This window comes from Streptomyces sp. NPDC026515, from assembly GCF_055567595.1.
Map to the genome: position 1 here is coordinate 231,010 of NZ_JBVHQD010000011.1, position 23,612 is coordinate 254,621.

25 protein-coding genes and 1 pseudogene are annotated in these 23,612 nt (G+C 71.3%); 7 read left to right on the forward strand and 19 right to left on the reverse strand.

The genetic code is table 11. From position 1 onward, the window contains the following. Positions 1-126: 126 nt before the first annotated feature. Complete coding sequence (locus tag ACZ4O3_RS24470) at positions 127-924, forward strand: SAM-dependent methyltransferase (protein ID WP_362719746.1); 798 nt, start codon at positions 127-129, stop codon at positions 922-924. 51 nt (positions 925-975) lie between these two features. On the opposite strand, the gene gatB is transcribed toward ACZ4O3_RS24470, so the two are convergent. The 6 genes from gatB to ACZ4O3_RS24500 all read right to left on the reverse strand — a co-directional run bounded on the left by gatB (position 976) and on the right by ACZ4O3_RS24500 (position 5,545). Further along, positions 976-2,490 (reverse strand): Asp-tRNA(Asn)/Glu-tRNA(Gln) amidotransferase subunit GatB, encoded by a 1,515-nt coding sequence (gene gatB, locus ACZ4O3_RS24475; RefSeq protein WP_362719748.1) that lies wholly within the window; start codon positions 2,488-2,490, stop codon positions 976-978. Positions 2,491-2,505: 15 nt separating this feature from the next. Next, the gene (locus tag ACZ4O3_RS24480) at positions 2,506-2,748 is read right to left on the reverse strand and encodes a hypothetical protein (RefSeq protein WP_351323461.1); all 243 of its coding nucleotides are present in this window, start codon (positions 2,746-2,748) and stop codon (positions 2,506-2,508) included. Further along, positions 2,745-4,238, reverse strand: a complete 1,494-nt coding sequence (gatA, locus tag ACZ4O3_RS24485) for an Asp-tRNA(Asn)/Glu-tRNA(Gln) amidotransferase subunit GatA (protein WP_362719751.1) — start codon at positions 4,236-4,238, stop codon at positions 2,745-2,747. Before gatA ends, ACZ4O3_RS24480 begins: the two co-directional genes overlap by 4 nt. 6 nt (positions 4,239-4,244) lie before the next feature. Further along, on the reverse strand, positions 4,245-4,541 hold the full coding sequence (gene gatC, locus ACZ4O3_RS24490; RefSeq protein WP_467724221.1) for an Asp-tRNA(Asn)/Glu-tRNA(Gln) amidotransferase subunit GatC: 297 nt from the start codon (positions 4,539-4,541) through the stop codon (positions 4,245-4,247). A 110-nt stretch (positions 4,542-4,651) separates the two neighbouring features. Continuing rightward, complete coding sequence (locus ACZ4O3_RS24495) at positions 4,652-5,143, reverse strand: cupin domain-containing protein (protein ID WP_467724223.1); 492 nt, start codon at positions 5,141-5,143, stop codon at positions 4,652-4,654. A gap of 30 nt (positions 5,144-5,173) precedes the next feature. Beyond that, positions 5,174-5,545: a DUF4267 domain-containing protein gene (locus tag ACZ4O3_RS24500; RefSeq protein ID WP_362719757.1), complete on the reverse strand. Its 372-nt coding sequence runs from the start codon at positions 5,543-5,545 to the stop codon at positions 5,174-5,176. 93 nt (positions 5,546-5,638) lie between these two features. Between ACZ4O3_RS24500 and ACZ4O3_RS24505 the strand changes: the two genes are divergently transcribed. Beyond that, positions 5,639-6,217 (forward strand): TetR/AcrR family transcriptional regulator, encoded by a 579-nt coding sequence (locus tag ACZ4O3_RS24505; protein WP_467724224.1) that lies wholly within the window; start codon positions 5,639-5,641, stop codon positions 6,215-6,217. 109 nt (positions 6,218-6,326) lie between these two features. Here ACZ4O3_RS24505 and ACZ4O3_RS24510 read toward each other — a convergent pair whose 3' ends face one another. The 5 genes from ACZ4O3_RS24510 to ACZ4O3_RS24530 form a co-directional block, all read right to left on the reverse strand. Beyond that, complete coding sequence (locus ACZ4O3_RS24510; protein WP_467724226.1) at positions 6,327-8,558, reverse strand: putative bifunctional diguanylate cyclase/phosphodiesterase; 2,232 nt, start codon at positions 8,556-8,558, stop codon at positions 6,327-6,329. Between the two features lie 213 nt (positions 8,559-8,771). Then, complete coding sequence (gene ligA, locus ACZ4O3_RS24515; RefSeq protein ID WP_362725182.1) at positions 8,772-10,967, reverse strand: NAD-dependent DNA ligase LigA; 2,196 nt, start codon at positions 10,965-10,967, stop codon at positions 8,772-8,774. Positions 10,968-10,980: 13 nt separating this feature from the next. Beyond that, positions 10,981-11,982 carry a methionine synthase gene (locus tag ACZ4O3_RS24520; protein WP_467724228.1) on the reverse strand — a complete coding sequence of 334 codons (1,002 nt, stop codon included), beginning with the start codon at positions 11,980-11,982 and terminating at the stop codon, positions 10,981-10,983. A 145-nt stretch (positions 11,983-12,127) separates the two neighbouring features. Beyond that, on the reverse strand, positions 12,128-12,826 hold the full coding sequence (locus ACZ4O3_RS24525) for an SDR family oxidoreductase (protein WP_362725188.1): 699 nt from the start codon (positions 12,824-12,826) through the stop codon (positions 12,128-12,130). 7 nt (positions 12,827-12,833) lie between these two features. Next, positions 12,834-13,373 carry an LOG family protein gene (locus tag ACZ4O3_RS24530; RefSeq protein WP_362725191.1) on the reverse strand — a complete coding sequence of 180 codons (540 nt, stop codon included), beginning with the start codon at positions 13,371-13,373 and terminating at the stop codon, positions 12,834-12,836. A gap of 50 nt (positions 13,374-13,423) precedes the next feature. Between ACZ4O3_RS24530 and ACZ4O3_RS24535 the strand changes: the two genes are divergently transcribed. Further along, positions 13,424-13,750, forward strand: coding sequence for a DUF427 domain-containing protein (locus tag ACZ4O3_RS24535; RefSeq protein WP_362725194.1), 327 nt, complete (start codon positions 13,424-13,426; stop codon positions 13,748-13,750). Here the strand turns inward: ACZ4O3_RS24535 and mnmA are convergent. After that, positions 13,740-14,879: a tRNA 2-thiouridine(34) synthase MnmA gene (mnmA, locus tag ACZ4O3_RS24540; protein ID WP_385002239.1), complete on the reverse strand. Its 1,140-nt coding sequence runs from the start codon at positions 14,877-14,879 to the stop codon at positions 13,740-13,742. The genes ACZ4O3_RS24535 and mnmA overlap by 11 nt on opposite strands. 60 nt (positions 14,880-14,939) lie before the next feature. Between mnmA and ACZ4O3_RS24545 the strand changes: the two genes are divergently transcribed. After that, entirely contained in the window at positions 14,940-15,593 is a 654-nt protein-coding gene (locus ACZ4O3_RS24545) for an N-acetylmuramoyl-L-alanine amidase (protein ID WP_467724230.1), read from the forward strand. A gap of 450 nt (positions 15,594-16,043) precedes the next feature. Continuing rightward, positions 16,044-16,190: pseudogene (locus ACZ4O3_RS24550) on the forward strand (multicopper oxidase domain-containing protein); the annotation flags it as partial. A gap of 44 nt (positions 16,191-16,234) precedes the next feature. Here ACZ4O3_RS24550 and ACZ4O3_RS24555 read toward each other — a convergent pair. The 3 genes from ACZ4O3_RS24555 to ACZ4O3_RS24565 form a co-directional block, all read right to left on the reverse strand. Further along, a complete protein-coding gene (locus ACZ4O3_RS24555; protein ID WP_467724231.1) occupies positions 16,235-17,398 on the reverse strand; it encodes a cysteine desulfurase family protein in 1,164 nt (387 codons plus the stop codon). 151 nt (positions 17,399-17,549) lie between these two features. Beyond that, positions 17,550-17,825 (reverse strand): DUF4190 domain-containing protein, encoded by a 276-nt coding sequence (locus ACZ4O3_RS24560; RefSeq protein WP_362729469.1) that lies wholly within the window; start codon positions 17,823-17,825, stop codon positions 17,550-17,552. 32 nt (positions 17,826-17,857) lie between these two features. Beyond that, positions 17,858-18,025, reverse strand: coding sequence for a hypothetical protein (locus ACZ4O3_RS24565; protein WP_351323447.1), 168 nt, complete (start codon positions 18,023-18,025; stop codon positions 17,858-17,860). 121 nt (positions 18,026-18,146) lie between these two features. On the opposite strand from ACZ4O3_RS24565, the gene ACZ4O3_RS24570 reads away from it, so the two are divergent. After that, positions 18,147-18,776, forward strand: coding sequence for a TetR family transcriptional regulator (locus tag ACZ4O3_RS24570; protein ID WP_362729467.1), 630 nt, complete (start codon positions 18,147-18,149; stop codon positions 18,774-18,776). An 80-nt stretch (positions 18,777-18,856) separates the two neighbouring features. On the opposite strand, the gene ACZ4O3_RS24575 is transcribed toward ACZ4O3_RS24570, so the two are convergent. Together ACZ4O3_RS24575 and ACZ4O3_RS24580 are read right to left on the reverse strand one after the other, a co-directional pair. Further along, positions 18,857-19,039 carry a hypothetical protein gene (locus ACZ4O3_RS24575; RefSeq protein ID WP_467724232.1) on the reverse strand — a complete coding sequence of 61 codons (183 nt, stop codon included), beginning with the start codon at positions 19,037-19,039 and terminating at the stop codon, positions 18,857-18,859. A gap of 241 nt (positions 19,040-19,280) precedes the next feature. After that, complete coding sequence (locus tag ACZ4O3_RS24580; protein ID WP_362718406.1) at positions 19,281-20,132, reverse strand: thioesterase family protein; 852 nt, start codon at positions 20,130-20,132, stop codon at positions 19,281-19,283. 165 nt (positions 20,133-20,297) lie between these two features. Between ACZ4O3_RS24580 and ACZ4O3_RS24585 the strand changes: the two genes are divergently transcribed. Then, a complete protein-coding gene (locus ACZ4O3_RS24585; RefSeq protein ID WP_362718409.1) occupies positions 20,298-21,527 on the forward strand; it encodes an alpha/beta hydrolase in 1,230 nt (409 codons plus the stop codon). On the opposite strand, the gene ACZ4O3_RS24590 is transcribed toward ACZ4O3_RS24585, so the two are convergent. Together ACZ4O3_RS24590 and ACZ4O3_RS24595 are read right to left on the reverse strand one after the other, a co-directional pair. Further along, positions 21,436-22,095 (reverse strand): trimeric intracellular cation channel family protein, encoded by a 660-nt coding sequence (locus tag ACZ4O3_RS24590; RefSeq protein WP_362718412.1) that lies wholly within the window; start codon positions 22,093-22,095, stop codon positions 21,436-21,438. The two genes, ACZ4O3_RS24585 and ACZ4O3_RS24590, sit on opposite strands and share 92 nt — an antisense overlap. 47 nt (positions 22,096-22,142) lie before the next feature. After that, the gene (locus ACZ4O3_RS24595) at positions 22,143-23,534 is read right to left on the reverse strand and encodes a M1 family metallopeptidase (RefSeq protein ID WP_467724235.1); all 1,392 of its coding nucleotides are present in this window, start codon (positions 23,532-23,534) and stop codon (positions 22,143-22,145) included. Positions 23,535-23,612: the final 78 nt, after the last annotated feature.

The following is a 23,612-nucleotide window of genomic DNA, read 5'->3' on the forward strand; positions in this document are numbered from 1 at the left end:
TAGCTTCCGCTGGTCAGCCTTGGCCGGCCCCTCGCCGACGACCGAAGCGGGTGCATGGTGTGACGGTCCGAATGAGCTCCTGCGCATCGCCTTCCACTACGAAGATCACAAGGAGCCCGTTCACCCATGTCCGGCACAAGGACCGGGGGCGACCGCCTCGCTGACCGCCTGGCCCACCCCCGTTACCCGCTCAGCAACACCTACGACCCCCGCTGGGTGGTCGACAACCAGATGGGCCCGCACGCCCTGTGGCTGCTGGAATGGCTGGCCCCCGCCCTCGGCCTGGACGCCCTGCGCCCCTGCGCGCGCGTGCTCGACCTCGGCTGCGGCCGGGCGATGACGTCGGTCTTCCTGGCCCGGGAGTTCCACGCCCAGGTCACCGCGGCCGACCTCTGGATCGAGGCCGACGACAATGCCCGGCGCATCGCCGAGGCCGGGTTCGCCGACCGGGTGCAGCCCGTGCACACGGAGGCGCACGACCTGCCCTTCGCCGAGGGCGGCTTCGACGCGATCGTGAGCATCGACGCCTACCAGTACTTCGGCACCGACGACCTCTACCTCCCCACCCTGGCCCGCCTGTTGCGGCCCGGTGGCCGGATCGGTGTGGTCGTGCCGGCGCTCCGTGAGGAGTGCGCGGGAGCCGAGCCGCCGGAGCACCTCAAGCCCTGGTGGGAACCTGACTACTGGTGCTTCCACTCGGCCGGGTGGTGGCGCCGGCACTGGACGCGCAGCGGCGCCGTCGAGGTCGAGGCCGCCGACTGGCAGCCGGACGGCTGGCGGGACTGGCTGCTGTGGTGCGAGATCGTCGCCGAGGAGAGCCCGGAGGAGTTCCATCGCACGATGGCCCGCCGGGTCGCGGAGATGGTGCGCGCCGACGAGGGCCGGGCCCTCGGATTCGTCCGCGTGGTCGGGCGCCGCAGATAGCCGTACGGCCCCGGGGGCGATGCCTCCGGGGCCGTACCGCGTGCTTGCCGCTCAGCCTTCGCTGACGCCCAGCCGCTCCAGGATCAGCTCCTTGACGCGGGCCGCGTCGGCCTGGCCGCGCGTCGCCTTCATGACCGCACCGACCAGGGCGCCGGCCGCGGCCACCTTGCCACCGCGGATCTTGTCGGCGATCCCCGGGTTGCCGGCGATGGCCTCGTCGACCGCCGTGCCGAGCGCCGAGTCGTCGGAGACGACCTTCAGCCCGCGCTTGTCGACGACCTCGTCCGGGGTGCCCTCGCCCGCGAGGACGCCCTCGATGACCTGACGGGCCAGCTTGTCGTTCAGGTCACCGGAGGTGACCAGCGCGGTCACCCGGGCGACCTGCTCCGGGGTGATCGCCAGCTCGTCCAGCGCCTTGCCCGACTCGTTGGCGCTGCGCGCGAGTTCGCCCATCCACCACTTGCGGGCGGAGGCCGCGTCGGAGCCGGCGTCGATGGTGGCGACGATCGGGTCCAGCGCGGCGGCGTTGATGATGGCCTGCATCTCGACCGCGGAGATGCCCCACTCGGCGAGCAGCCGGCTGCGGCGGGCCAGCGGCATCTCCGGCAGCGCGGCGCGGATCTCCTCGACCCACGCGCGCGAGGGGGCGACGGGGACCAGGTCCGGCTCGGGGAAGTACCGGTAGTCCTCGGCCTCCTCCTTCACCCGGCCCGAGGTCGTGGAACCGGTGTCCTCATGGAAGTGCCGGGTCTCCTGGACGATCGTGCCGCCGGAGGACAGCACGGCCGCGTGCCGCATGATCTCGAAGCGGGCCGCGCGCTCCACCGACCGCAGCGAGTTCACGTTCTTCGTCTCGGAACGGGTGCCGAACTTCTCGGTGCCGTTCGGGCGCAGCGACAGGTTCACGTCGCAGCGCATCTGGCCCATCTCCATCCGGGCCTCCGAGACGCCGAGCGCCTTGATGACCTCGCGCAGCTCACGGACGTACGCGCGCGCGACCTCGGGAGCACGCTCGCCCGCGCCCTCGATCGGCTTGGTGACGATCTCGATGAGCGGGATGCCGGCCCGGTTGTAGTCGAGCAGCGAGTGCGAGGCGCCGTGGATACGGCCGGTCGCGCCGCCCACGTGGGTGGACTTGCCGGTGTCCTCCTCCATGTGGGCGCGCTCGATCTGCACCCGGAAGGTCTCGCCGTCCTCCAGCTGGACGTCCAGGTAGCCGTCGAAGGCGATCGGCTCGTCGTACTGGGAGGTCTGGAAGTTCTTCGGCATGTCCGGATAGAAGTAGTTCTTCCGGGCGAAGCGGCACCACTCGGCGATCTCGCAGTTCAGCGCGAGACCGATCTTGATGGCCGACTCGATGCCGATCGCGTTGACGACCGGGAGCGCGCCGGGCATGCCGAGGCAGGTCGGGCAGGTCTGCGAGTTGGGCTCGGCGCCCAGCTCGGTCGAACACCCGCAGAACATCTTGGTCTTGGTGCCGAGTTCGACATGGACCTCAAGGCCCATGACGGGGTCGTACGACGCCAGCGCGTCCTCGTACGACACCAGGTCGGTCGTGGTGGTCACGGTGAAACTTCCCTCTCAGCCCAGCAGGACGTCGTCGTCGCCCAGCCGCTTCAGCTCGCGGTACAGCAGGGCGAAACCGGTGACGATCGCGACGGCGGACACGGTGGCATCGACCAGCCGGAGCGTGTCGTGCTCGGCGCGGGCCTTCTTGATCTGCTTGGCGACACCGACCGCGCCGAACACGGTGGTGGCCATCGACAGGTACGTACCGGACTTCGACTTCTTGAAGCCCTTGGCCTTGGACAGTGCGTTGCTCACAGCGACGGTGCCTCCTCAAGGAGCGGGTGCCCCCACCTTTCCACGAAGGCGGCCTCGACAGCGGCTCCGACCTTGTAAAGGCGGTCGTCCTTCAGCGCCGGCGCGATGATCTGCAGGCCCACCGGGAGGTTGTCCTCCGGGGCGAGACCGCAGGGCAGCGACATGGCCGCGTTGCCCGCCAGGTTGGTCGGGATGGTGCACAGGTCGGCCAGGTACATCGCCATCGGGTCGTCGGCGCGCTCGCCGATCGCGAAGGCGGTGGTCGGCGTGGTGGGCGACACGATCACGTCCACCTGCTCGAAGGCCTTCTCGAAGTCACGCGTGATGAGCGTGCGGACCTTCTGCGCGGAGCCGTAGTACGCGTCGTAGTAGCCGCTGCTCAGCGCGTAGGTGCCGAGCATGATGCGGCGCTTGACCTCGGCGCCGAAGCCCGCCTCACGGGTGAGGGAGGTGACCTCCTCGGCGGAGTGCGTGCCGTCGTCGCCGGTCCGCAGGCCGTAGCGCAGGCCGTCGAAGCGGGCGAGGTTGGAGGAGCACTCGGAGGGGGCGATCAGGTAGTACGCGGAGAGCGCCAGGTCGAAGGACGGGCAGTCCAGCTCGACGATCTCGGCGCCCAGCTCCTTCAGCAGCTCGACCGACTCGTCGAAACGCTGGATGACGCCGGGCTGGTAGCCCTCGCCGCGGAACTGCTTGACGACACCGACGCGCATGCCCTGGACGCTGCCGTTGCGAGCGGCCTCGACGACCGGCGGGACGGGCGCGTCGATGGACGTGGAGTCCATCGGGTCGTGCCCGGCGATGACCTCGTGCAGGAGGGCCGCGTCCAGCACGGTACGGGCGCACGGGCCGCCCTGGTCCAGCGAGCTGGAGAAGGCGACCATGCCGTACCGCGAGACCGCGCCGTACGTCGGCTTCACGCCGACCGTGCCGGTCACGGAGGCCGGCTGCCGGATGGAGCCGCCGGTGTCGGTACCGATGGCCAGCGGGGCCATGTGCGCGGCCAGCGCGGCGGAGGAGCCGCCGCCGGAACCGCCGGGGATCTTGGTGAGGTCCCAGGGGTTGCCGGTCGGCCCGTAGGCGCTGTTCTCGGTGGAGGACCCCATGGCGAACTCGTCCATGTTGGTCTTGCCGAGAATGATCACGTCGGCGGCCTTCAGCCGCTTGGTGAGGGTGGCGTCGTACGGCGGGATCCAGCCTTCGAGGATCTTCGAGCCGACGGTGGTCGGCACGCCCTCGGTGGTGAAGATGTCCTTGAGCGCGAGCGGGACGCCGGCCAGCGGGCCGAGCTTCTCGCCGCGGGCCTTCTTCTCGTCGACGGCACGCGCCTGGGCGAGCGCGCCCTCGCGGTCGACGTGCAGGAAGGCGTGCACCTTCTCGTCGACCGCGTCGATCCGGGCGAGGTGGGCCTCGGTGACCTCGACGGCCGTGAGCTCGCCCGAGGCGATCTTCGCGGCGGTCTCGGCGGCGGTGAGCCTGATGATGTCCGTCATGACTGTCTAGTCCTCCCCCAGGATCTGCGGCACCTTGAAACGCTGCTGCTCCTGGGCCGGGGCGCCGGAGAGCGCCTGGGCGGGGGTGAGCGAGGGACGGACCTCGTCCGAGCGCATGACGTTCGTCAGCGGCAGCGGGTGGGAGGTCGGCGGTACGTCTTGGTCGGCGACCTCGCTGACGCGGGCGACCGCGCCGATGATGTCGTCGAGCTGTCCCGCGAAGTGGTCGAGTTCTTCGGGCTTCAGCTCCAGACGCGCCAGCCGGGCGAGGTGGGCGACCTCCTCGCGCGTGATGCCAGGCATGCAGCGATCCTCTGGGGTGAGTGTGTGTGGTTTGGAGCCAATCCTATGGGTCGCGGCCCGGTGACCGTGAAACGGTTTCCCCCGGGCCGCGGCCTCGGCACCCACCCGCCTCAGTGACGCTTCTCCCAGGCGGTGCTCCGCAGGAAGTGGTTGTCGTACCGCTCCTGCACCTCGAGGAGGCTCTCCAGGGTGGCCTCGCCCAGGCGCAGGCGCTGGAGGTGGCGGAAGTACTCGAAGCGCTCCACGCCCGGCGTGATGACGATCAGGATGTCCGCGGTAGTGCCGGGGGCGGCGGCGAAGGCGTGCGGCGCGCCGGGCGGGATCACGACGAGGTCGCCGCGGTCGGCGGTGACGACGTCGTCCCCGGAGAGCAGTTCGGCGGCACCGTCGAGCAGGTAGAACATCTCGGCGGAGTTGCGGTGCAGATGCGGCACGGCGCCGTCGGCGCCCTCCGCCAGCGTGACGCGCACGGTGGACAGCGCGCCGCCGGTCGCACTGCTGTCGGCGAGCAGCCGGACCCGGGTCGGATCACCGCCGACCACCTCGGCGCCGGCCTCCCGCACGATCACGGACTCATCGAACTTCGGTACGAACAACGACATTTCCGAACCCCCTGTCGACAGACGGGTCGTTCATACGAGGAACAGCAGGACGGCACTGATCAGAACGACGATCGCGGTGGCGAAGTGGATCCCGTACGCGACCGCCTTCGTGCCGCCGTGACGCAGCACTATCAGCGTGTCGAACAGCGGCACGATCGCCACACACAGCATGAACCAGGCCTCGGCGCGGGCACCGGCGAACGCGAGCAGCGCGAGGCCGATGACGCCGAAGGCGCCGTCCCTGAGGCCCTTGATCGCGAGGTAGGCGGAGGCGTCACCCGCCGGGTCGGCGGGGACGCCGTACCCGACGGCGGCCGGCCCCGGGCGAAACAGGAACCGGGCGCCGATGAAGAGGATGAACAGGTCGAGTACGGCGGCGAGTGCGTAGGCGGTGACGGTCATGACGGCCCCCTGAGTGGCTTCTAGCGACGCTAGGACTGAAAGCGACGCTATCAGAGCGTCGACAGATTGGCTAGCGTCGCTAGAATATCTGGCATGTCGATGCGGACGCGCCGGGAGCGCGAGCGGGCGGAGCGGGAGCGGCTGATCGTCACGGCCGCGCGGGAACTCGCGGAGGCGGAGGGCTGGGGCGCGGTGACGACCCGGCGCCTGGCCGCCGAGATCGAGTACAGCCAGCCGGTCCTCTACAGCCACTTCGAGGGCAAGGACGCGATCATGGCCGCGGTGGCGGTGCAGGGCTTCGCGGAGATGGCGGCGGAGCTGCGGACGGCACGGCAGGGCGCGAAGGGCGCGCGGGACTCTCTGGCGGCGGTGGCGCAGGCGTACACGGCGTTCGGCCGACGTCGTCCCGCGCTCTACGACGGGATGTTCGCGCACCGGGTGGACCTGCCGTTCGCGACATCCCAGGCACCGTCGGCCCTGGGGGAGGCATGGGGCGAGCTGCGCCGGGCGATCGAGCCGATCGCCGTGGCCGACGACGACCCCGGCCTCCTGACCGAGACGTTCTGGGCCTGCCTGCACGGCCTGGTGACCCTGATGCGCAGCGACCGCCTCCCGGAGGCCGCCCACGACAGGAGACTGGCCCTGCTCGTCGGCCACTTCTCGACCCCGTAGGTGAGCACGCCCCGTCAGGGGCGCTGGGGGTGGCCCCGCCCGGAGGGTGAGGGAGGAACCGCGCGACCAGCCCCCGCGGCCCGCGGGCCGCCGACGGCCCCCGCCGGCCTCACTCGGCCGCCGGCAACGCGGCCCGCGGCCGCTGCCACCCTCGCGATCCCCGCGCCAGCAGCCACGCGGTCGCCTCCTGCGGCGGCATCGCCGCGGCGACCAGCCACCCCTGGACGGCGTCACACCCGAGGTCCCGCAGCCGCTCCCACGTCTCGTCGTCCTCCACGCCCTCCGCGACCACCAGCAGCCCCAGCGAATGCGCGAGGTCGACCGTGCAGCGCACGATCTCCGCGTCCTCGTTGTCCACGGCCAGCCGGGCCACGAAGGACCGGTCGATCTTCAGTTCGCTCACCGGCAGCCGCCGCAGGTGCACCAACGACGAGTAGCCCGTGCCGAAGTCGTCCAGCGACATCTTCACGCCGTGTCCGGTCAGCCCCGCGAGGGTGTCGGCGGCCCGCTGCGGGTCCTCGAGCAGCACATGCTCGGTTATCTCCAGCTGGAGCGCGCCCGCCGGGACCCCGTGCCGGGCCAGCCGCGCCGCCACCGAGCCCGCGAAGCCAGGCGTGTGGACGTCGCGCGGCGAGACGTTCACCGCGACCGGCACCCGCAGCCCCTGCGCCCGCCACTCGGCGACCTGGGCGAGCGCGGTCTCCAGGACGTACTCCGTCAGATGGGGCATCAGGCCGGAGGACTCGGCGATCGCTATGAACTCGTCCGGCGGCACCTTGCCGCGCTCGGGGTGCACCCACCGCACCAGCGCCTCGAGACCGGCCACCTGCCCGTCGAAGCGGACCTTCGGCTGGTAGTGCAACTGCACCTCGTGGGCGTCCAGGGCGCGGCGCAGATCGCCCAGCAGCCCCAGCCGGTCCGGGGTGTTGGAGTCCCGCTTGGACTCGTACACCTCGACGCCCGTACGGTCCCGCTTCGCCTGGTACATCGCCACGTCCGCCCGGCGCAGCATGCCCTCCGCGTCCAGCGCGTGGTCGGGGAAGACGGCGACGCCCGCACTGGCCTCCAGGACCAGGGTGAGCCCGTCGAGATCGAGCGGGGAGGAGAGGACAGCGACCAGGCCACGGGCGACCCGGGTGGCCGAGGTCGTGGAGTCGGCGACCGGCAGTAACACCGCGAACTCGTCGCCGCCGAGCCGGGCCGCCTCCGCACCGCGCGGCAGCGCGGCCCGCAGCCGGTCGGCTATCTGCAACAGCAGCCGGTCACCGGCCAGATGACCGAGCGTGTCATTGACCGAACGGAACCGGTCGAGGTCGATCAGCATGAGGGCGGAGCGGGCGCCGATGCGCTCGGCGTCGTCGAGGGCGGTCCAGATCCGCTCAAGGAGCCACTGCCGGTTGGGCAGTCCGGTCAGCGGGTCGCGCAACTGCTCCTCCGCGCGGGCCCGGGCTATCCACAGAGTGGAGTCGAGGGCGACCAGCGGGATGGAGAACAGCGGCAGCAGCAGCGGCTGGGCGACGGCGACCACGCAGATCAGCGGGGCGATGCCGAGCAGGGCGACCGCCACCAGGCCCTGGCGCATCAGGGCGGTGCGGGCCACGGTGGGCAGGCCGCCGCCGCGCGGTGCGTGCAGGTACCACAGCAGGGCACGGGTGACCGCGAGGTAGGCCACCGCGACGAGGACGACCTCGGGGGCGGTGGCGACGCTCCAGCTTTCGGGGTTCCAGGGCGCCTCGACGGTGGGCACCCGCCCGAACGCGCCGAGCACCAGCGCGCCGACGCCGATACCGAGGATGTCCACCGCGCCGTGCAGGAGGCCCTGCCGCCAGCGGTGGCGTCTGGCTATGCCGACCAGGACGACGACGGTCAGGCTGACCATCCCGGCCGGCACCCAGCCGTACAGCAGCAGGACCGCCAGGGTGAGGGCGGCGCCGGAGCCGGTGCCGCCCCACCAGCGGGCGCGGCCGAGCAGCACCAGATGGCCGACGATGATGCCGGTCAGCACCGCCAGCGACCAGCCGACCGTGCCGGACGGGAAGAGGGCGTGGTGGTCGGTGAAGGCGCGGTAGAAACCGGCGCCGAGGGCGAACGCGGCGGCCGCGACGACTCCGGCGGGCAGCGCGGGCCAGGACAGGTGTCGCTCGTGCTCGTGGCCGGGCAGGTCGCGCGGCGGTTCCATGGCGGCCAGCGGCAGCGGGTCGCGCGCGTCCACCGCCGCGCTCAACCCCGGCATGCCGACGCGCCGATCGCCCCGGACCGTCCACCGAGTCCCCCGCCACACGCCCGCCCGGCGGCGCAGCGGCAGCCGCGCTTCCGGGGCGGCGCTCTCGGTCGGTTCCATTCCCGTCCCTCTCACAGCCGGCGGTGCCCACGCCATGCGGTCCGTGCCCTGCCGGGGCACGGGAATGCCCCGACCGCAGCTGGGCACGGCAGGTGCACGCCTCAACAGTAGGCCGCAGAAGGCTTCCACGGGCAGCGGTCGTCTACGGTTGCCCGATTGCGCCCTGGCCACCCGTATGCATCTGGTATGCACCGAACGGGTGGTCTTCAACCGCTACTCCTCGGTCGGAAGGGCGATTTCGGCCGCCGCGTCCGGTCCCTGCTCCAAAAGGACGACAAATCCGTCCTCGTTCAGCACCGGAACCTTCGCCTGCATCGCCTTGTCGTACTTGGAACCGGGGTTGTCACCCACGACCACGAACGACGTCTTCTTCGACACCGAGCCGGTCACCTTGGCTCCGCGGCTCTGCAGGGCGTCCTTGGCGCCGTCCCGGGTGAAGTGCTCCAGGGTTCCGGTCACGACGACGGTGAGGCCTTCCAGCGGACGCGGCCCCTCGTCCTCCCCGGTGGACTCGTCCTCCAGCGGGACTCCAGCGGTCTTCCACTTTCGGATGATCTCGCGGTGCCACTCCTCGGCGAACCACTCCTTGAGCGCCGTCGCGATGATGCCGCCGACGCCGTCGATGTCCGACAGCTCCTCCTCGGTGGCCTGCTCGATGCGTTCGATGGAGCGGAACTCGCGGGCCAGCGCCTGTGCGGCGACGGGTCCGACATGGCGGATGGACAGGCCGTTGAGGAAGCGGGCGAGCGGGCGGGTCTTCGCCTCCTCGATCTTCTGGAGCAGGGCGAGGGTGTTCTTCTTGGGTTCGCCCTTCTGGTTGGCGAAGACCGTGACGACCTTCTCCTCGCCCGTCTTGGGGTCGCGCTTGGGCAGCCCGCTGTCCGGGTCCAGGACGTACGCCTTGATGGGCAGCAGCTTCTCGATGGTGAGGTCGAACAGGTCGCCCTCGTCGACCAGCGGCGGTTCGGCGGGCTCCAGCGGCCGGGTGAGGGCCGCCGCCGCGACCCCGCCGAAGTGCTCGATGTCCAGGCACTCGCGACCGGCGAGATACGCCACCCGCTCTCTCAACTGGGCAGGACACGCGCGGGCGTTGGGGCAGCGAAGGTCGATGTCGCCCTCCTTCATGGCCCGCAGCGGCGTCCCGCACTCGGGGCACTCGGCCGGCATCACGAACTCCCGCTCGCTGCCGTCCCGCAGGTCGACGACCGGGCCGAGGATCTCCGGGATCACGTCACCGGCCTTGCGCAGCACCACGGTGTCGCCGATCAGCACGCCCTTGGCCTTGACGACCTCCTGGTTGTGCAGGGTGGCGAACTCCACCTCGCTGCCCGCCACCGTGACCGGCTCGACCTGGGCGTACGGCGTGACCCTGCCGGTACGGCCGACGCCCACCTTGATGTCGATGAGCTTGGTGTTGACCTCTTCCGGCGCGTACTTGTAGGCGATCGCCCAGCGCGGCGCCCGCGCGGTGGAGCCGAGCCGGCCCTGGAGCCTGATCTCGTCGAGCTTGACGACCACGCCGTCGATCTCGTGCTCCACGGAGTGCCTGTTCTCGCCGTAGTAGGCGATGAACTCCCGTACACCGTCGAGGCCGTCGACCACCCGGTTGTGCGGGGAAGTGGGCAGGCCCCAGGTCTTGAGCAGGCCGTAGCCCTCGGAGAGCCGGTTCAGGCCCTCGTAGCCCTCCAGGACACCGATGCCGTGGACGACCATGTGCAGGGGACGGGAGGCGGTGACGCGCGGGTCCTTCTGGCGCAGCGAACCGGCCGCCGCGTTGCGCGGGTTGGCGAACGGCTTGTCACCGGCCGCGACCAGGCGTTCGTTGAGCTCGGCGAACTTCTCCATCGGGAAGTAGACCTCGCCGCGGATCTCCACCACGTCGGGGACGCGCTCGCCGTGCAGCCGGTCCGGGATCTCGGCGATCGTACGGACGTTGAGCGTGATGTCGTCACCGGTGCGGCCGTCACCGCGGGTCGCCGCGCGGGTCAGGCGGCCGTGCTCGTAGGTGAGGTTGACGGCGAGGCCGTCGACCTTCAGCTCGCACAGGAAGTGGTACTCCTGGTCGCCCAGTTCCCGGTGGATCCGCTCGATCCAGGCGGCGAGGTCCTCGTCGTTGAACGTGTTGTCCAGCGACATCATCCGCGAGCGGTGCTCGACCGCCGTGAACTCCGTCTCGTAGGACCCCGCGACCTTCTGGGTCGGCGAGTCGGGCGTGCGCAGCTCGGGGTGCTCGTCCTCCAGCGCCTCCAGGGTCTTGAGAAGGGTGTCGAACTCCGCGTCGCTGATGACGGGAGCGTCCTTCGCGTAGTACCGGAAGCGGTGCTCCTCGATCTGCTCGGCGAGCCGCGCGTGCTTCTCCCGTGCCTCGGCGGGCACTGCCGTCTCCGCCTGCTGCTTGTCGCCGGCCACCGTGTTCCTCCCGTTACTCTGGGTTGTCCGCGAGTGATCTCGCCGCCCGGACGCAGTGGGCGAGCGCCTGCCGGGCGTACGCGGGGGAAGCACCCGCGAGCCCGCACGACGGGGTGACGGTCACGGCCTCCGCGAGAAGCCCCGGTCGCAGCCCCAGCCTGCGCCACAGCGTCCTGACACCCATGACGCTACCGGCAGGGTCTGACAATGCCGTGTCCGTGCCCGGCACGACACCGACGAACAGCTGGGTACCCCCCTCCACGGCCTCACCGACGGCGTCCTCGTCACGTTCGGTGAGCAGCGAGAAGTCGAAGGAGACGGCGGCGACCCCGGCGCGACGCAGCAGTGCGAAGGGCACGTCGGGGGCGCAGGAGTGGACGGCCACCGGCCCGCCGGCCTGTACGCCGACGATGTCCCGCAGCGTCGACTCGACGACCTGGCGGTCCACGGCCCGGTGGGTGCGGTAGCCGCTGGCCGACCTGACCTGACCGCGCAGCACGGCGGTGAGGGACGGCTCGTCGAGCTGCAGGACGAGCCGGGCGCCGGGGATGCGGCGGCGGACCTCGGCGAGGTGCAGGCGCAGGCCCTCGGCCAGCGAGGCCGCCAGGTCGCGGCAGGCGCCGGGGTCGGAGAGTGCCACCTCGCCGTTGCGCAGCTCCAGGGCGGCGGCGAGGGTCCAGGGGCCGACCGCCTGGACCTTGAGCGGACCCGTGTAGTCCTGGGTGAACTCCTCCAGCGCGTCCAGGTCCTCCCCCAGCCAGGAGACGGCCCGGCGGGTGTCCCGGCCCGGCCGGTCGCCGAGCCGCCAGCCGCTCGGCTCCACGCGCGCGTACAGCTCGACCAGCAGCCCGGCGGTACGGCCGATCATGTCGGCGCCGGGGCCGCGGGCTGGCAGTTCGGGGAGGAAGGGGAAGTCCTCGAAGCTGCCGGTCGCGGTCTTGGCGGCCTCCCGGGAGTCGGTGCCGGGGAGCGAGCCGACCGCTGTCGCGGGGCCGAAGGAGGGGGTTGCGTTCACGTGGGAAGCCTAGGTTCGGTGGGCCGACGGGGGGGGTGAGTCGTCAGGTGCGGGCCGTGGGGGGCTGGTCGCGCCCACGCGGCGGTAGCCGCACAGGAGCACAGCCCCCGCCCCTTGCGGGGCGCTCGGCCTCAGGGCGTTGACATCAGGTGCCGGGCCGAACGGTCAGGTCGTTGATCTCCGCGTCCCTCGGCAGGTCCAGGGCGGTCAGGATGGTGGTCGCCACCGACTCCGGGTCGATCCACTTCGCCGGGTCGTAGTCCTTGCCCTCCTGCTGATGCACCTTGGCCTGCATCGGGCTCGCCGTGCGGCCGGGGTAGACCGAGGTGACCCGGACGCCGTTGCCGTGCTCCTCGTGGCGAAGGGCGTCGGCGAGGGCCTTGAGACCGTGCTTGGAGGCCGCGTACGCCGACCAGCCGGCGTTGGCGCTCAGGCCGGCGCCCGAGTTGACGAACAGCACCTGGCCGCGGGCGGCCCGCAGTTGGGGCAGGAAGTGGCGGGTCAGCTCGGCCGGCGCGACCAGGTTGACGTTCAGCTGGTGGCGCCAGGACTTGGGGGTCAGCTCGCCGATCCCGCCGAGGTCGACCACACCCGCGACGTGCAGCAGGGTGTCGACCCGGTCCGGGAGCGTCTGGTGCGAGAAGGCCCAGGAGAGCTTGTCCGGGTCCGCCAGGTCGCCCACCAGGGTGCGGGCGCCGGGGAACTCGGCGGTCAGTTCCTTCGCGCGGCCCGCGTCGCGCGCGTGCAGGACGAGTTCGTCCCCGCGCGCGTGCAGACGGCGGGCCACCGCGGCGCCGATGCCGGAACCGGCACCGGTGATCACATGAGTTGCCATGAGGGCCATGCTCGCATCACTCGCCGGCCCGGTTCGCCTCCAGGTGGGCGAGCGCGTCGGCGGGTTCGGCGGCGAAGTGCATCAGCTCCGCCAGCGGGCGGGGCAGGAACCCCTCGGCCTCCATGCGGCGGAACTGCTGCTCCAGGCCGTCGTAGAAACCGGCGGTGTTCAGCAGGACGACGGGCTTGTCGGTGCGGCGGTGCTTCTTCAGCTCCAGGATCTCGGTCGCCTCGTCGAGGGTGCCGGTGCCGCCGACCATGATCACCACAGCGTCGGCCTTCTCCACCAGGAGCCGCTTGCGCTCCGCGAGGTCGGCCGCGATCACCATCTCGTCGGCTCCCGGCCGGGCCTTGTTCGCCAGGAACTCGACGGTGACGCCCAGCAGCCTGCCGCCGGCTTCGTGGACGCCGTCCGCGACGACCTTCATCAGGCCGGTGTCGGAGCCGCCCCAGACAAGGGTGTGGCCACCCTTGCCGATCAGTTCCCCGAAGTCACGCGCGGGTTTGGTGTAGCGCTCGTCCAGGTCGGCGGCGGAGAGGAAGACACAGATTCGCATGAGGCCAGGGTAGGCGGGAACAACGCGGCTCCATCTGCTGTCATCCCTGTATGGCTACTGGACACACGATCACCATCGAGAAGAGCGACCAGCGCGTGCGCGTGGTGCACGGCGATCTGATTCTGGCCGAGAGCGACCGGCCCCTCGTGCTGCGTGAGACCGGGTCCCCGGTGCGGTACTACATCCCCCCCGAGGACGTCCGTCTGGATCTCCTCACGCCCTCCGAGTCGCACACCGTGTGCCCCTTCAAGGGCACCGCCTCCTACTGGTCCCTGCCGGACGCGCCGGACCTGGTGTGGGCCTACCCCGACCCCAAGTCCGACGTCGCCGAGATCAAGGACCACCTCTGCTTCTACGACGTCGAGGTCACCGGCTGACGCCTGCCGTGTCCGCCACCCGGACGGTCGACGCGATGGTCGCGGAGCCCACGACGCGGGTGTCGTCGTAGAGCACGACCGCCTGGCCGGGTGCGACGCCCCGGACCGGCTCGGTGAACGTGACGCGCAGCTCCCCGTCGACGAGTTCGGCGCTGACCTCGGTCTCACCGCCGTGGGCGCGGAGCTGGGCGGTGTAGCGCGCCGGGCCGGCGGGGGCTGTGCCGCACCAGCGGGGCCTGATCGCGGTCAGTGCGCTGACGTCCAGGGCGGCGGCCGGGCCGACCGTCACCGTGTTGTCGACCGGCGAGATGTCGAGGACGTAGCGGGGCTTGCCGTCGGCCGCCGGGGTGCCGATCCGCAGCCCCTTGCGCTGGCCGATGGTGAAGCCGAACGCGCCCTCGTGGGTGCCGACCTTGGCGCCCGACTCGTCGACGATGTCGCCCTCGGCCTTGCCGAGCCGCCGGGACAGGAAGCCCTGGGTGTCGCCGTCGGCGATGAAGCAGATGTCGTGCGAGTCGGGCTTCTTGGCGACCGCGAGGCCCCGGCGCTCGGCCTCGGCGCGGATCTCGTCCTTGGTCGTCAGGGTGTCGCCGAGCGGGAACAGCGCGTGCGCGAGCTGCTGCTCGTCCAGGACGCCGAGGACGTACGACTGGTCCTTGGCCATGTCGGAGGCGCGGTGCAGCTCGCGGGAGCCGTCGGGGAGCGTCACGATCTTCGCGTAGTGGCCGGTGCAGACCGCGTCGAAGCCGAGGGCGAGCGCCTTGTCCAGCAGGGCCGCGAACTTGATCTTCTCGTTGCAGCGCAGGCACGGATTGGGGGTGCGCCCCGCCTCGTACTCGGCGACGAAGTCCTCCACCACGTCCTCGCGGAAGCGGTCGGCGAGGTCCCAGACGTAGAACGGGATGCCGATCACGTCGGCCGCGCGGCGGGCGTCGCGGGAGTCCTCGATGGTGCAACAGCCCCGAGCGCCCGTGCGGAAGGATTGGGGGTTCGCGGAGAGCGCGAGGTGGACGCCGGTGACGTCGTGGCCGGCCTCCGCCGCGCGGGCGGCGGCGACGGCGGAGTCCACGCCGCCCGACATGGCGGCGAGGACACGGAGGGGGCGGGTGCGCTGCGGGGTGTCAGTCATAGCCCCTCCAGGGTAAGGGGGCGCGGGAACCAGGGCCCGCGAGTATCCGTTGAGGATCACATGGGGGCGACGACTGGTGATCGGGACAGGGGTATCGGGCGGCGGGCGCTGCTGGTCGGCGGGGCGGCGGCGGCCGCGGGCACGGCGGTACTGGCCAAGGACGAGCTGACGCGGCTGTACTGGCGGCTGCCGGGGGTGCGCAAGGCGCGGGTGGCGGGCGCGGTGGACTTCAGGGGCGCGCGCTGGGTGGCCGCGTCACCCGCGAACTACCGGACGGCGAACCGGCCGGACGACTACCCGGTCGACCGGGTGGTCGTCCATGTCACCCAGGGCGGCTACGCGAGCGCGGTGAAGGTCTTCCAGGACCCGGCGCACGAGGCGGCGGCGCACTACATCGTGCGCCGGGACGGGCGGATCACCCAGCTGGTCCGCGAGCTGGACGTGGCGTTCCACGCGGGCAACCGGTCGTACAACGAGCGCAGTGTCGGCATCGAGCACGAGGGCTTCGTCGACCGCCCGGCGGACTTCACCGCCGCGATGTACGCGGCCTCGGCCCGCCTCACGGCCGCGATATGCCGGCGGTACGGCATGCCGATGGACCGGGAGCACGTGATCGGTCACGTCGAGGTACCGGGGACCGACCACACCGACCCGGGTGAGCACTGGGACTGGGATCGCTACATGGGGCTTGTACGGCGGGCCGGACGGACCTGACCGCCGACTCCACCCGTGATGGAATCGTTATTCTGCGCTCGCCCTGCACACGGGCGGTATCCGTTGCGTCCCCCGGCCCCGGGCGCAGCTGCATCTGACCAACTACTGCTTCCCTCAAGGGAGTTGCGCCGCACAGGCCCCTCGCTGTCTTCCTCACCCGGCCCCAGATCGCGCACAGACCTCAGGTCGAACATCCCGGCCATGACCCACACCTCAGAGCCCTCCTTCGAGACGGGCGGCAGCGAAGAGCAGGACCCCCGCGGCGGGCGCCGGCGCGCCTGGGGCGCGGAGCACTCCAAGGACGCGACACCCCGGCGCGGCAAGGGTGTCCACCGGCGCAAGGTCCTCGGCGGCATGGAACGGCCCCCGGGCCGGGCGCGGTCGCCGCGGGCGGCGCGGCCTTCGCCCTGCCGGCCGACGCGAGCGGCAAAGAGGCGGGCGCCGCGACCAATGCCCTGTCAGCTGGTTTCCGTCGACGGGGAGGATCCGGCCGGGGTCCAGCTCGGCTGGTACGACATGTACATGTACATGCTCCACTGCCATCTCCTGCAGCACGAGGACGAGGGCATGACGGCGTCGCTCATGGTCACCGAGAGCTGGCCCGAACCCGGTTCCCGGGGCGGCCGCCCGCTCCGCCTGACTCAGCTCAGTCCGGCGGCCCGGGCACGCTCCACCGCCGGGCCGATCGCCATGGCGACCGCCTCCACGTCGGCCTGGACGGAGGTGTGGCCGAGCGAGAAGCGGAGGGTCCCCCGGGCCAGGTCCGGGTCGGTGCCGGTGGCCAGCAGGACGTGACTCGGCTGGGCGACCCCGGCCGTGCACGCGGAACCCGTCGAGCACTCGATGCCCTGGGCGTCGAGCAGCAGGAGCAGCGAGTCGCCCTCGCAGCCGGGGAAGGTGAAGTGCGCGTTGGCCGGGAGCCGGTCCACCGGGTCGCCACCGAGGATCGCGTCCGGTACGGCGGTGCGCACGGCGTCGATCAGCCGGTCGCGCAGGGCGCCGATCTCGCGGGCGAACCAGTCGCGGCGCTCGACGGCGAGGTGCGCCGCCACCGCGAAGGAGGCGATCGCCGGGACGTCCAGGGTGCCGGAGCGCACGTGCCGCTCCTGGCCGCCGCCGTGCAGGACCGGTACGGGGGTGTACTCGCGGCCGAGGAGCAGGGCGCCGATACCGTACGGGCCGCCGACCTTGTGGCCGGAGACGGTCATCGCGGCGAGGCCGGAGGCGGCGAAGTCCACCGGCACCTGGCCGACCGCCTGGACCGCGTCGGCATGCAGGGGGATACCGAACTCGCCTGCCACGTCCGCGAGTTCACGGACCGGCAGGACTGTGCCGATCTCGTTGTTGGCCCACATGACGGTGACGAGGGCGACATCGTCGGGGTTGCGGGCGATCGCCTCGCGCAGCGCCTCGGGGTGGACCCGGCCGTGGGTGTCGACGGGGAGGTACTCCACCGTCGCGCCCTCGTGTTCGCCCAGCCAGTGGACCGCGTCGAGGACCGCGTGGTGTTCGACGGGGCTGGACAGGACGCGGGTGCGGGCGGGGTCGGCGTCGCGGCGCGACCAGTACAGGCCTTTGACCGCGAGGTTGTCGGCCTCGGTGCCGCCGGCGGTGAAGACGACCTCGCTGGGGCGGGCGCCGAGCGCCGCCGCGAGGGTCTCCCTGGATTCCTCGACCGTGCGGCGGGCCTTGCGGCCCGAGGCGTGCAGGGAGGACGCGTTGCCGGTGACGCGGAGGGTGGCGGTGAGGATTTCTACCGCCTCGGGAAGCATGGGCGTCGTGGCGGCGTGGTCGAGGTAGGCCATGGTGGGTCGATTCTACGGGGGGCTTCGCCGTGGAACCGAGGGGCGCCGTGGCCGGCTCGGCCGATGGGTCACCGCGGGCCGTGCGGGGCTGGTCGCGCGGTTCCCAGCGCGCCTTCGGGGCGCACCCCGACCGGGGCTCTCGGGATCCCGGTCACAGGCTCCAGGACACCGTGTTCGAGACCTCCATCGCGATGGCGAGGACCGCCAGGTCGGCCACGCCCAGGGCCAGCCCCAGGTATGCGCGGCCCCTGCGCTGCGTGCCACGCCACAGGGAGACCAGGGCCAGGACGACGGCGATCGGGCCCAGGAACAGGTTGAGGACGAGGAGGCCGAGGAGGCCGAGGATGAAGGACGCCACGGCCATGCCGTCGGCGTCGCGGGTGCGGGGCTGGGGGCGGGTGGTGGCGGCCGGGGCGGTGAGGTGCAGCATGCTCAGCTCCTGGAAGTCGTGGTGGACGGTCAGTTGGCCGAGGTGCGGCGCCGGCGGGCGATGCGCTCGCGGAGTGCGAAGACGGCCAGCCAGACGGCGATCACGGCGGCGAGTCCTGCGGTGACGTCGAGCGGCGCGTGGGCCACGGTGCCCAGGACCACGCCGAGCAGCATGAGTGCGGCGACGAGGAACAGCATGGGATTCGATCCCCCTCCGTTACGTTTGAGTGAACGGTTGTAGTAACAGTTGTTCACTGACTTTGAGTCTAGCAACTCCGACGGCTTTTCAATTCCGGAGAACAGTTGTTAACTGGATGACATGAGTCACACCCTCGGCATCCGGCAGGCCCAGAAGCAGAAGACCCGCCAGGCTTTCCTGGACGCGGCACTCGGGCTGCTGGAGGAACAGAGCCTGAGCAGCCTCGGGCTGCGTGAGGTCACCCGGGCCGTCGGCGTCGCACCCACCGCCTTCTACCGGCACTTCCGCTCCACCGCCGACCTGGGCGTCGCCCTCGTCGACGAGGCGCTCGGCAGCCTGCACCCGATGGTCCGTACGACCGTCTCCACCCCCGGCCCGGAGCGGATCACCCGTGCCGTGCGGCTGATCGCCGACCATGTGGCCGCGCACCCGGCGCACGTCAGGTTCATCGCCCGGGAGCGGCACGGCGGCGTACAGCCGGTGCGTGAGGCCATCCGGGACCAACTGGCCCGGTTCGCCGAGGAGGTCAAGTCCGAGCTGGCCAAGGACCCCGAGGCGGCCGGGTGGAACGACGAGGATCTGCTGATGCTCGCCCACCTCTACGTGGACCAGATGCTGATCACCGCGTCCCTGTTCCTGGAGACCCTGGAGTCGCCGGAGCCCTCGGAGGCGGAGCGGGAGCGGGTCACCCAGATCGCCGCCCGCCAGATGCGGCTGATCAGCCTCGGCCGGCAGCACTGGCTCGACTAGGACCTGCCGTTCGCAACGTGCCGCGGGGGGCGGTGCGGCCGGCCGCCCGGTCGCACCGCCCCCGCCGCGGACGCCCGGTGTCAGCTCTTCGTGGCCTGCCGGGCCGGCGCCCCGCCGGGCGCCGCACCGCCCGCGCCGGGGCCGCCCTGACCGCCGCCGGGGCCGCCGGACGGCGCCTGGCAGGACTGCGACCGGCCGGAGCCGGCGCCGGCGGACGACGCCGAGTCGCCCGAGCCGCACGCGGTCAGCAGCAGCGGGTCCACGCGAGCAGGGCGATCGCGGGGACGAGACGTGCACGCTTCATGAGAGACAGCTCCGTGAAGGAGGTCCTGAGACGTGGCACTCGACCAACGGCGCTCAGGGCGCACTTGGGCCCGCACTGTCCCCGGCCTGCGACTCGGGTGAAGGACGGCTCAAGGAGCCACGCTGACCTGCGTCTTTCTGAACGGCCGTGCCGAACTCGCCGGTACACGGCCGTGACAGGACGGGGTCCGCGCGGACACGTCAGGCCAGGCGGACCCGTGCCAACTGCCGTGACTGCGCGACCAGTCGGTCGGCACTGTCCCAGACCTCCGCGTCCTCCTCCAGGAAGCCGCCGGCCAGATTCCGGGTGGTGACGGAGACGCGCAGCGGGCCCGGGGCGGGGCGGTGGCGGACGTGGACGGTGAGTTCGACCGTGGGGACCCAGCCCTTGAGGCCGATCTCGAAGGCGGTGGGCGGCAGCGCGTCGACGGCCAGGAGCAGGGCGAGGGGGTCGGCGTCACGGCCGTCCGCGAGGCCGAACCAGGAGCGCATCTCGCCCTTGCCCGAGGGAGCGCCGAGGGCCCAGCCCAGGGTCGACGGGTCCAGCTTCAGCATCAGGCGTTCGGTGATGGCGGAGCTGCCGTCGACCGGGGCCGGACCGTCCTCGGGGCCGAAGCACTGGTCCATCGGCGGGATGGCGGGCGGGGTGGCCGTGGTGCGGACGTCGTCGGGGAGGGCGGCGAGGTCGCCGTAGGAGGCGAGGACGCGGATGCGCTCGACCTCGTTGCCGTCGTCGTCGTACTGGAAGAGCGAGGCCTGGCCGGTGGAGAGGGTACGGCCGGTGCGGACGGTGTCCGTGCGGATCACTGCCGGGCCCGGCCGGGACGCCGTCAGGTAGTGCGCGGAGACGGTGAACGGGTCCGGATGCGGCAGCGTGTCCGCGAGGGCCCGGCCGAGGACGGCCAGCAGGTAGCCGCCGTTGACGGCGCTGATGATGGTCCAGCCGGCCGAGAGGTCGATGTCGTAGACCCCGGGCGTGCGCCGGGTGACCGCGGTGTCACGGTCGAACTCGCTGTCGCCGATCACGGCCCGCGTGGAAGCTGCTTCTGGCATGTCTGAACAGTACAAGAAGTGATTACTAAGCGGTAGCTTTTGTGATCCACGCACCAACGGCCCGGCCGGTAAGGGATCCGCCCGCCGGGTGAGGTTCCGGCAATTTCCAGGTAAGTGTCCGGACACGTCCGTAACCCGGAGCCGGAAATTCCCCTCTATGGGGACATGAGCCTCACCGGGACTCCGTTCCTCTACACGACCGTCGTCCTGTCCGTGGTCGCCCTCATACTCCCGCTCGTGCTGTGGTCGAGGATGCGCGGGCCCCGGGCCGCGCGCACCGCGGCCCGGGTCCTGATGCTCCTGTTCGCGCAGGCCACCGCGGTGACGCTGATCTTCGTGCTGGTCAACAACCAGAACAACCTGTACGACAACTGGGCCGACCTGCTCGGCACCGGCGACCACGTCCAGCAGGCCGCGAACCTCGGCCAGGACGGTACCGGCGGCATAGCGCTGCGACGGCTGCCCAAGGTGCGGCAGGACTTCACGGCGGCCGACGGACCGGCCATGCACGCGGCCGGCGGCGTGCGGGTCACCCAGCTCAGGGGCCGGGTCTCGGGCGTCGACGCCGAAGTCTACGTCTGGCTGCCGCCCCAGTACGGCGAACCGGCCTACCGCGACCACCGGTTCCCGGTGGTGGAGCTGCTGCCGGGCTACCCGGGCTCGGCCAAGGCCTGGTTCGGCTCCCTGAAGGTGCACGAGCAGCTGGAGCCGCTGATGAGGAGCGGCAGGGTCGCGCCCTTCATCCTGGTGGCGCCGCGCACCAACCTGCTGGCCGGCGTGGACACCGGCTGCGCCAACATCCCCGGCACGGTCAACGCCGACAGCTGGCTCAGCGTCGATGTGCCGAAGATGGTGACGGACAACTTCCGCGCCGCCGCGGAGCCCGCGAACTGGGCGGTGGCCGGGTACTCGGCGGGCGCGCACTGCGCGGTCAGGCTGGCCGTCGCCCACCCGGACCGCTACCGGGCCGCGGTCAGCCTGTCGGGGTACAACGACCCGATCGGCGAACGCAATTCACTCACCGCGCAGAGCGTGCCCCTGCGCGAGCGGAACAACCCCTACCTGCTGCTCCGCGGAGCAGCCGCCCCGCCCCGGATCGCCCTCTACCTCTCCGGCGAGTCCGGCGACGGCTACCAGGCCGCGGTGGCGCTCGAACAGATCGCCAAGGCACCGACCACCGTGCACGTGGTGTTCCTGCCGCGCAGTGCGGGCGGTCACAACATGGCGCTGTGGCGGCCCCAGGTCCCGGCCGTCTTCGAGTGGCTGACGGTCAACATGGGGCAGAGCCACGTCAGGGCCGCCACTACTCCTCACGAACCGTCGTCCGCCGGTTCCACGCGCGCGGCGCTCGCCAGTGGAACCGCATCGCGAGCAGGCGCAGCACGAAAGCGGTGACGACCGCGAGCCCGCTGGTGACCGGGGTCAGCGCGTCATAACGGATGCACACCGCCACCAGGGTCGCCCCGACGATCGCCGGGACCGCGTACAGGTCGCGGTCCCAGCGCAGCAGCGAGGGGACCTCGTTGGCGAGCACGTCCCTGAGCACACCGCCGCCGACCGCGGTGGCGAGCCCGAGGGCCACCGAGGAGGTCAGGTTGAGGCCGTAGGAGTACGCCTTCGTGGTCCCGGTCACGCAGAACAGGCCGAGGCCGGCCGCGTCGAAGACCAGCACAGCCGACTGGATCCGCTCGACGTGCGGGTGCAGGAAGAACACGACGAGCGCCGTGAGCAGCGGGGTGATGAAGTACCCCAGGTCCGTGAAGGCGGCCGGGGGGACCGCCCCGATGATCACGTCCCGGAAGATCCCTCCGCCCAGCGCGGTGACCTCGGCGAGCACGGCGATGCCGAAGACGTCGAAGTTCTTGCGGACGGCCAGCAGCGCGCCGGAGATGGCGAACACGAAGATGCCGATGACGTCGAGCGTGTGCTGGACGGAGGGAGAGAAGAGTTGCTGGAGCTGCACCCTGACATTGTGTCCTGTCAGGGTGCATGAACCTTACAAAGCCAGGCTCACAGGGCGGGTTTCCCTGTGGTGAACAGCCAGGTCTGGAACAGGTCGTCCAGCTGCTGCCCGGACACCTTCTCCGCGAGGCGGATGAAGTCGGCGGTGTCGGCGTTGCCGTAGCGGTGCAGCTTCGTCCAGGCGGGCAGGAGCTTGAAGAACGCGGTGTCCCCGATGCGTTCGCGCAGCATCTGGAGGGTCATCGCGCCGCGCTGGTAGACGGCCGAGGCGAACATGGTGTCGCGCTGCGGGTCGGCGACGACGGTCCCCCAGAAGGGGTTGTCGGCGGCCCGGGAGTTGTAGCCGGCCAGGAAGGAGTCGTGGGCCGAGCGGGTGCCCTGGTGTTCCGCCCACAGCCACTGGGCGTAGGTGGCGAAGCCCTCGTTGAGCCAGATGTCCTTCCACTGCGCCACGCTCACCGAGTCGCCGAACCATTGGTGGGCCAGCTCGTGCACGATCGTCGTCTCGTTGCGCACCGCCGAGTAGGCCGGCTTGCTCTGCACCTCCAGTGAGAACCCGGCCTCCGGCATGTCGTCGACGATGGCGCCGGTCTCCTCGAACGGGTACGGCCCGAAGATCTGCGACCAGTAGTCGGTGGCGGCGGCGGTCACGGCGTACACGTCGACGCTGTTGCTGTTGGCGAGGACCGGGTCGATGGCGACGTAGATCGGGATGCCGGAGGGCGTCCGCCCCGTCCGCACGTCGAACTTCCCGATGGTGGCGGTGGCGAGGTAGGTGGCCATGGGCCTGCTCTCGCGCCAGTGCGTGTACGTCGAGGCGCCCTTGTCGTACGTCGAGACCAGCCGGCCGTTGGAGACGCCGGTCAGACCCTTCGGGGCCTTGATCCGGATGTCGTAGGTGGCCTTGTCCGAGGGGTGGTCGCTGGACGGGAACCAGGTGGAGGCGGCGTTGGGCTCGCAGGCGACGAAGACGCCGTCGGTGGTCTTCATCCAGCCGTAGTCGGAGCCGAAGACGATGGGGCCGTTGAGGGCCTCGGGTATCCCGCCGTAGGTGACGGAGACGGTGAACTCGTGCCCCTTGGCCGGCGGGTTCCGCGGCGTGATGGTGATCTCGTCACCGGTGCGCGTGAACTGGGCGCGCCGGCCGTCCACTTCGACACGCGTGACCTCCAGCTTCTGGAGATCGAGATCGAAGGAGGAGAGCTTCTGGGTGGCGCGGGCGGTGAGGGTCGTACGGCCGTCGAGGCGGTCGGTGTCCGGGTTGTACGCCACGTCGAGGTCGTAGTGGCGGGCATCGAAGCCGCCGTTGCCGAGCTCCGGGAAGTAGGGGTCACCGATGCCCGCGGCACCCGGGGTGGGGGCGGGGGCGGCCGCGATGACGAAGGAGGCGGCTGCCGCGGTCGCGACAGCCGCCAGACGTGCCGAACGGGAGAGGCGCATGAGTCGTCCCTTTCGAGCGTGCCGGTCAGCGAACAGACACGGTCGACTCTGCGCCCTCCCGTTAGGACATGTACATGT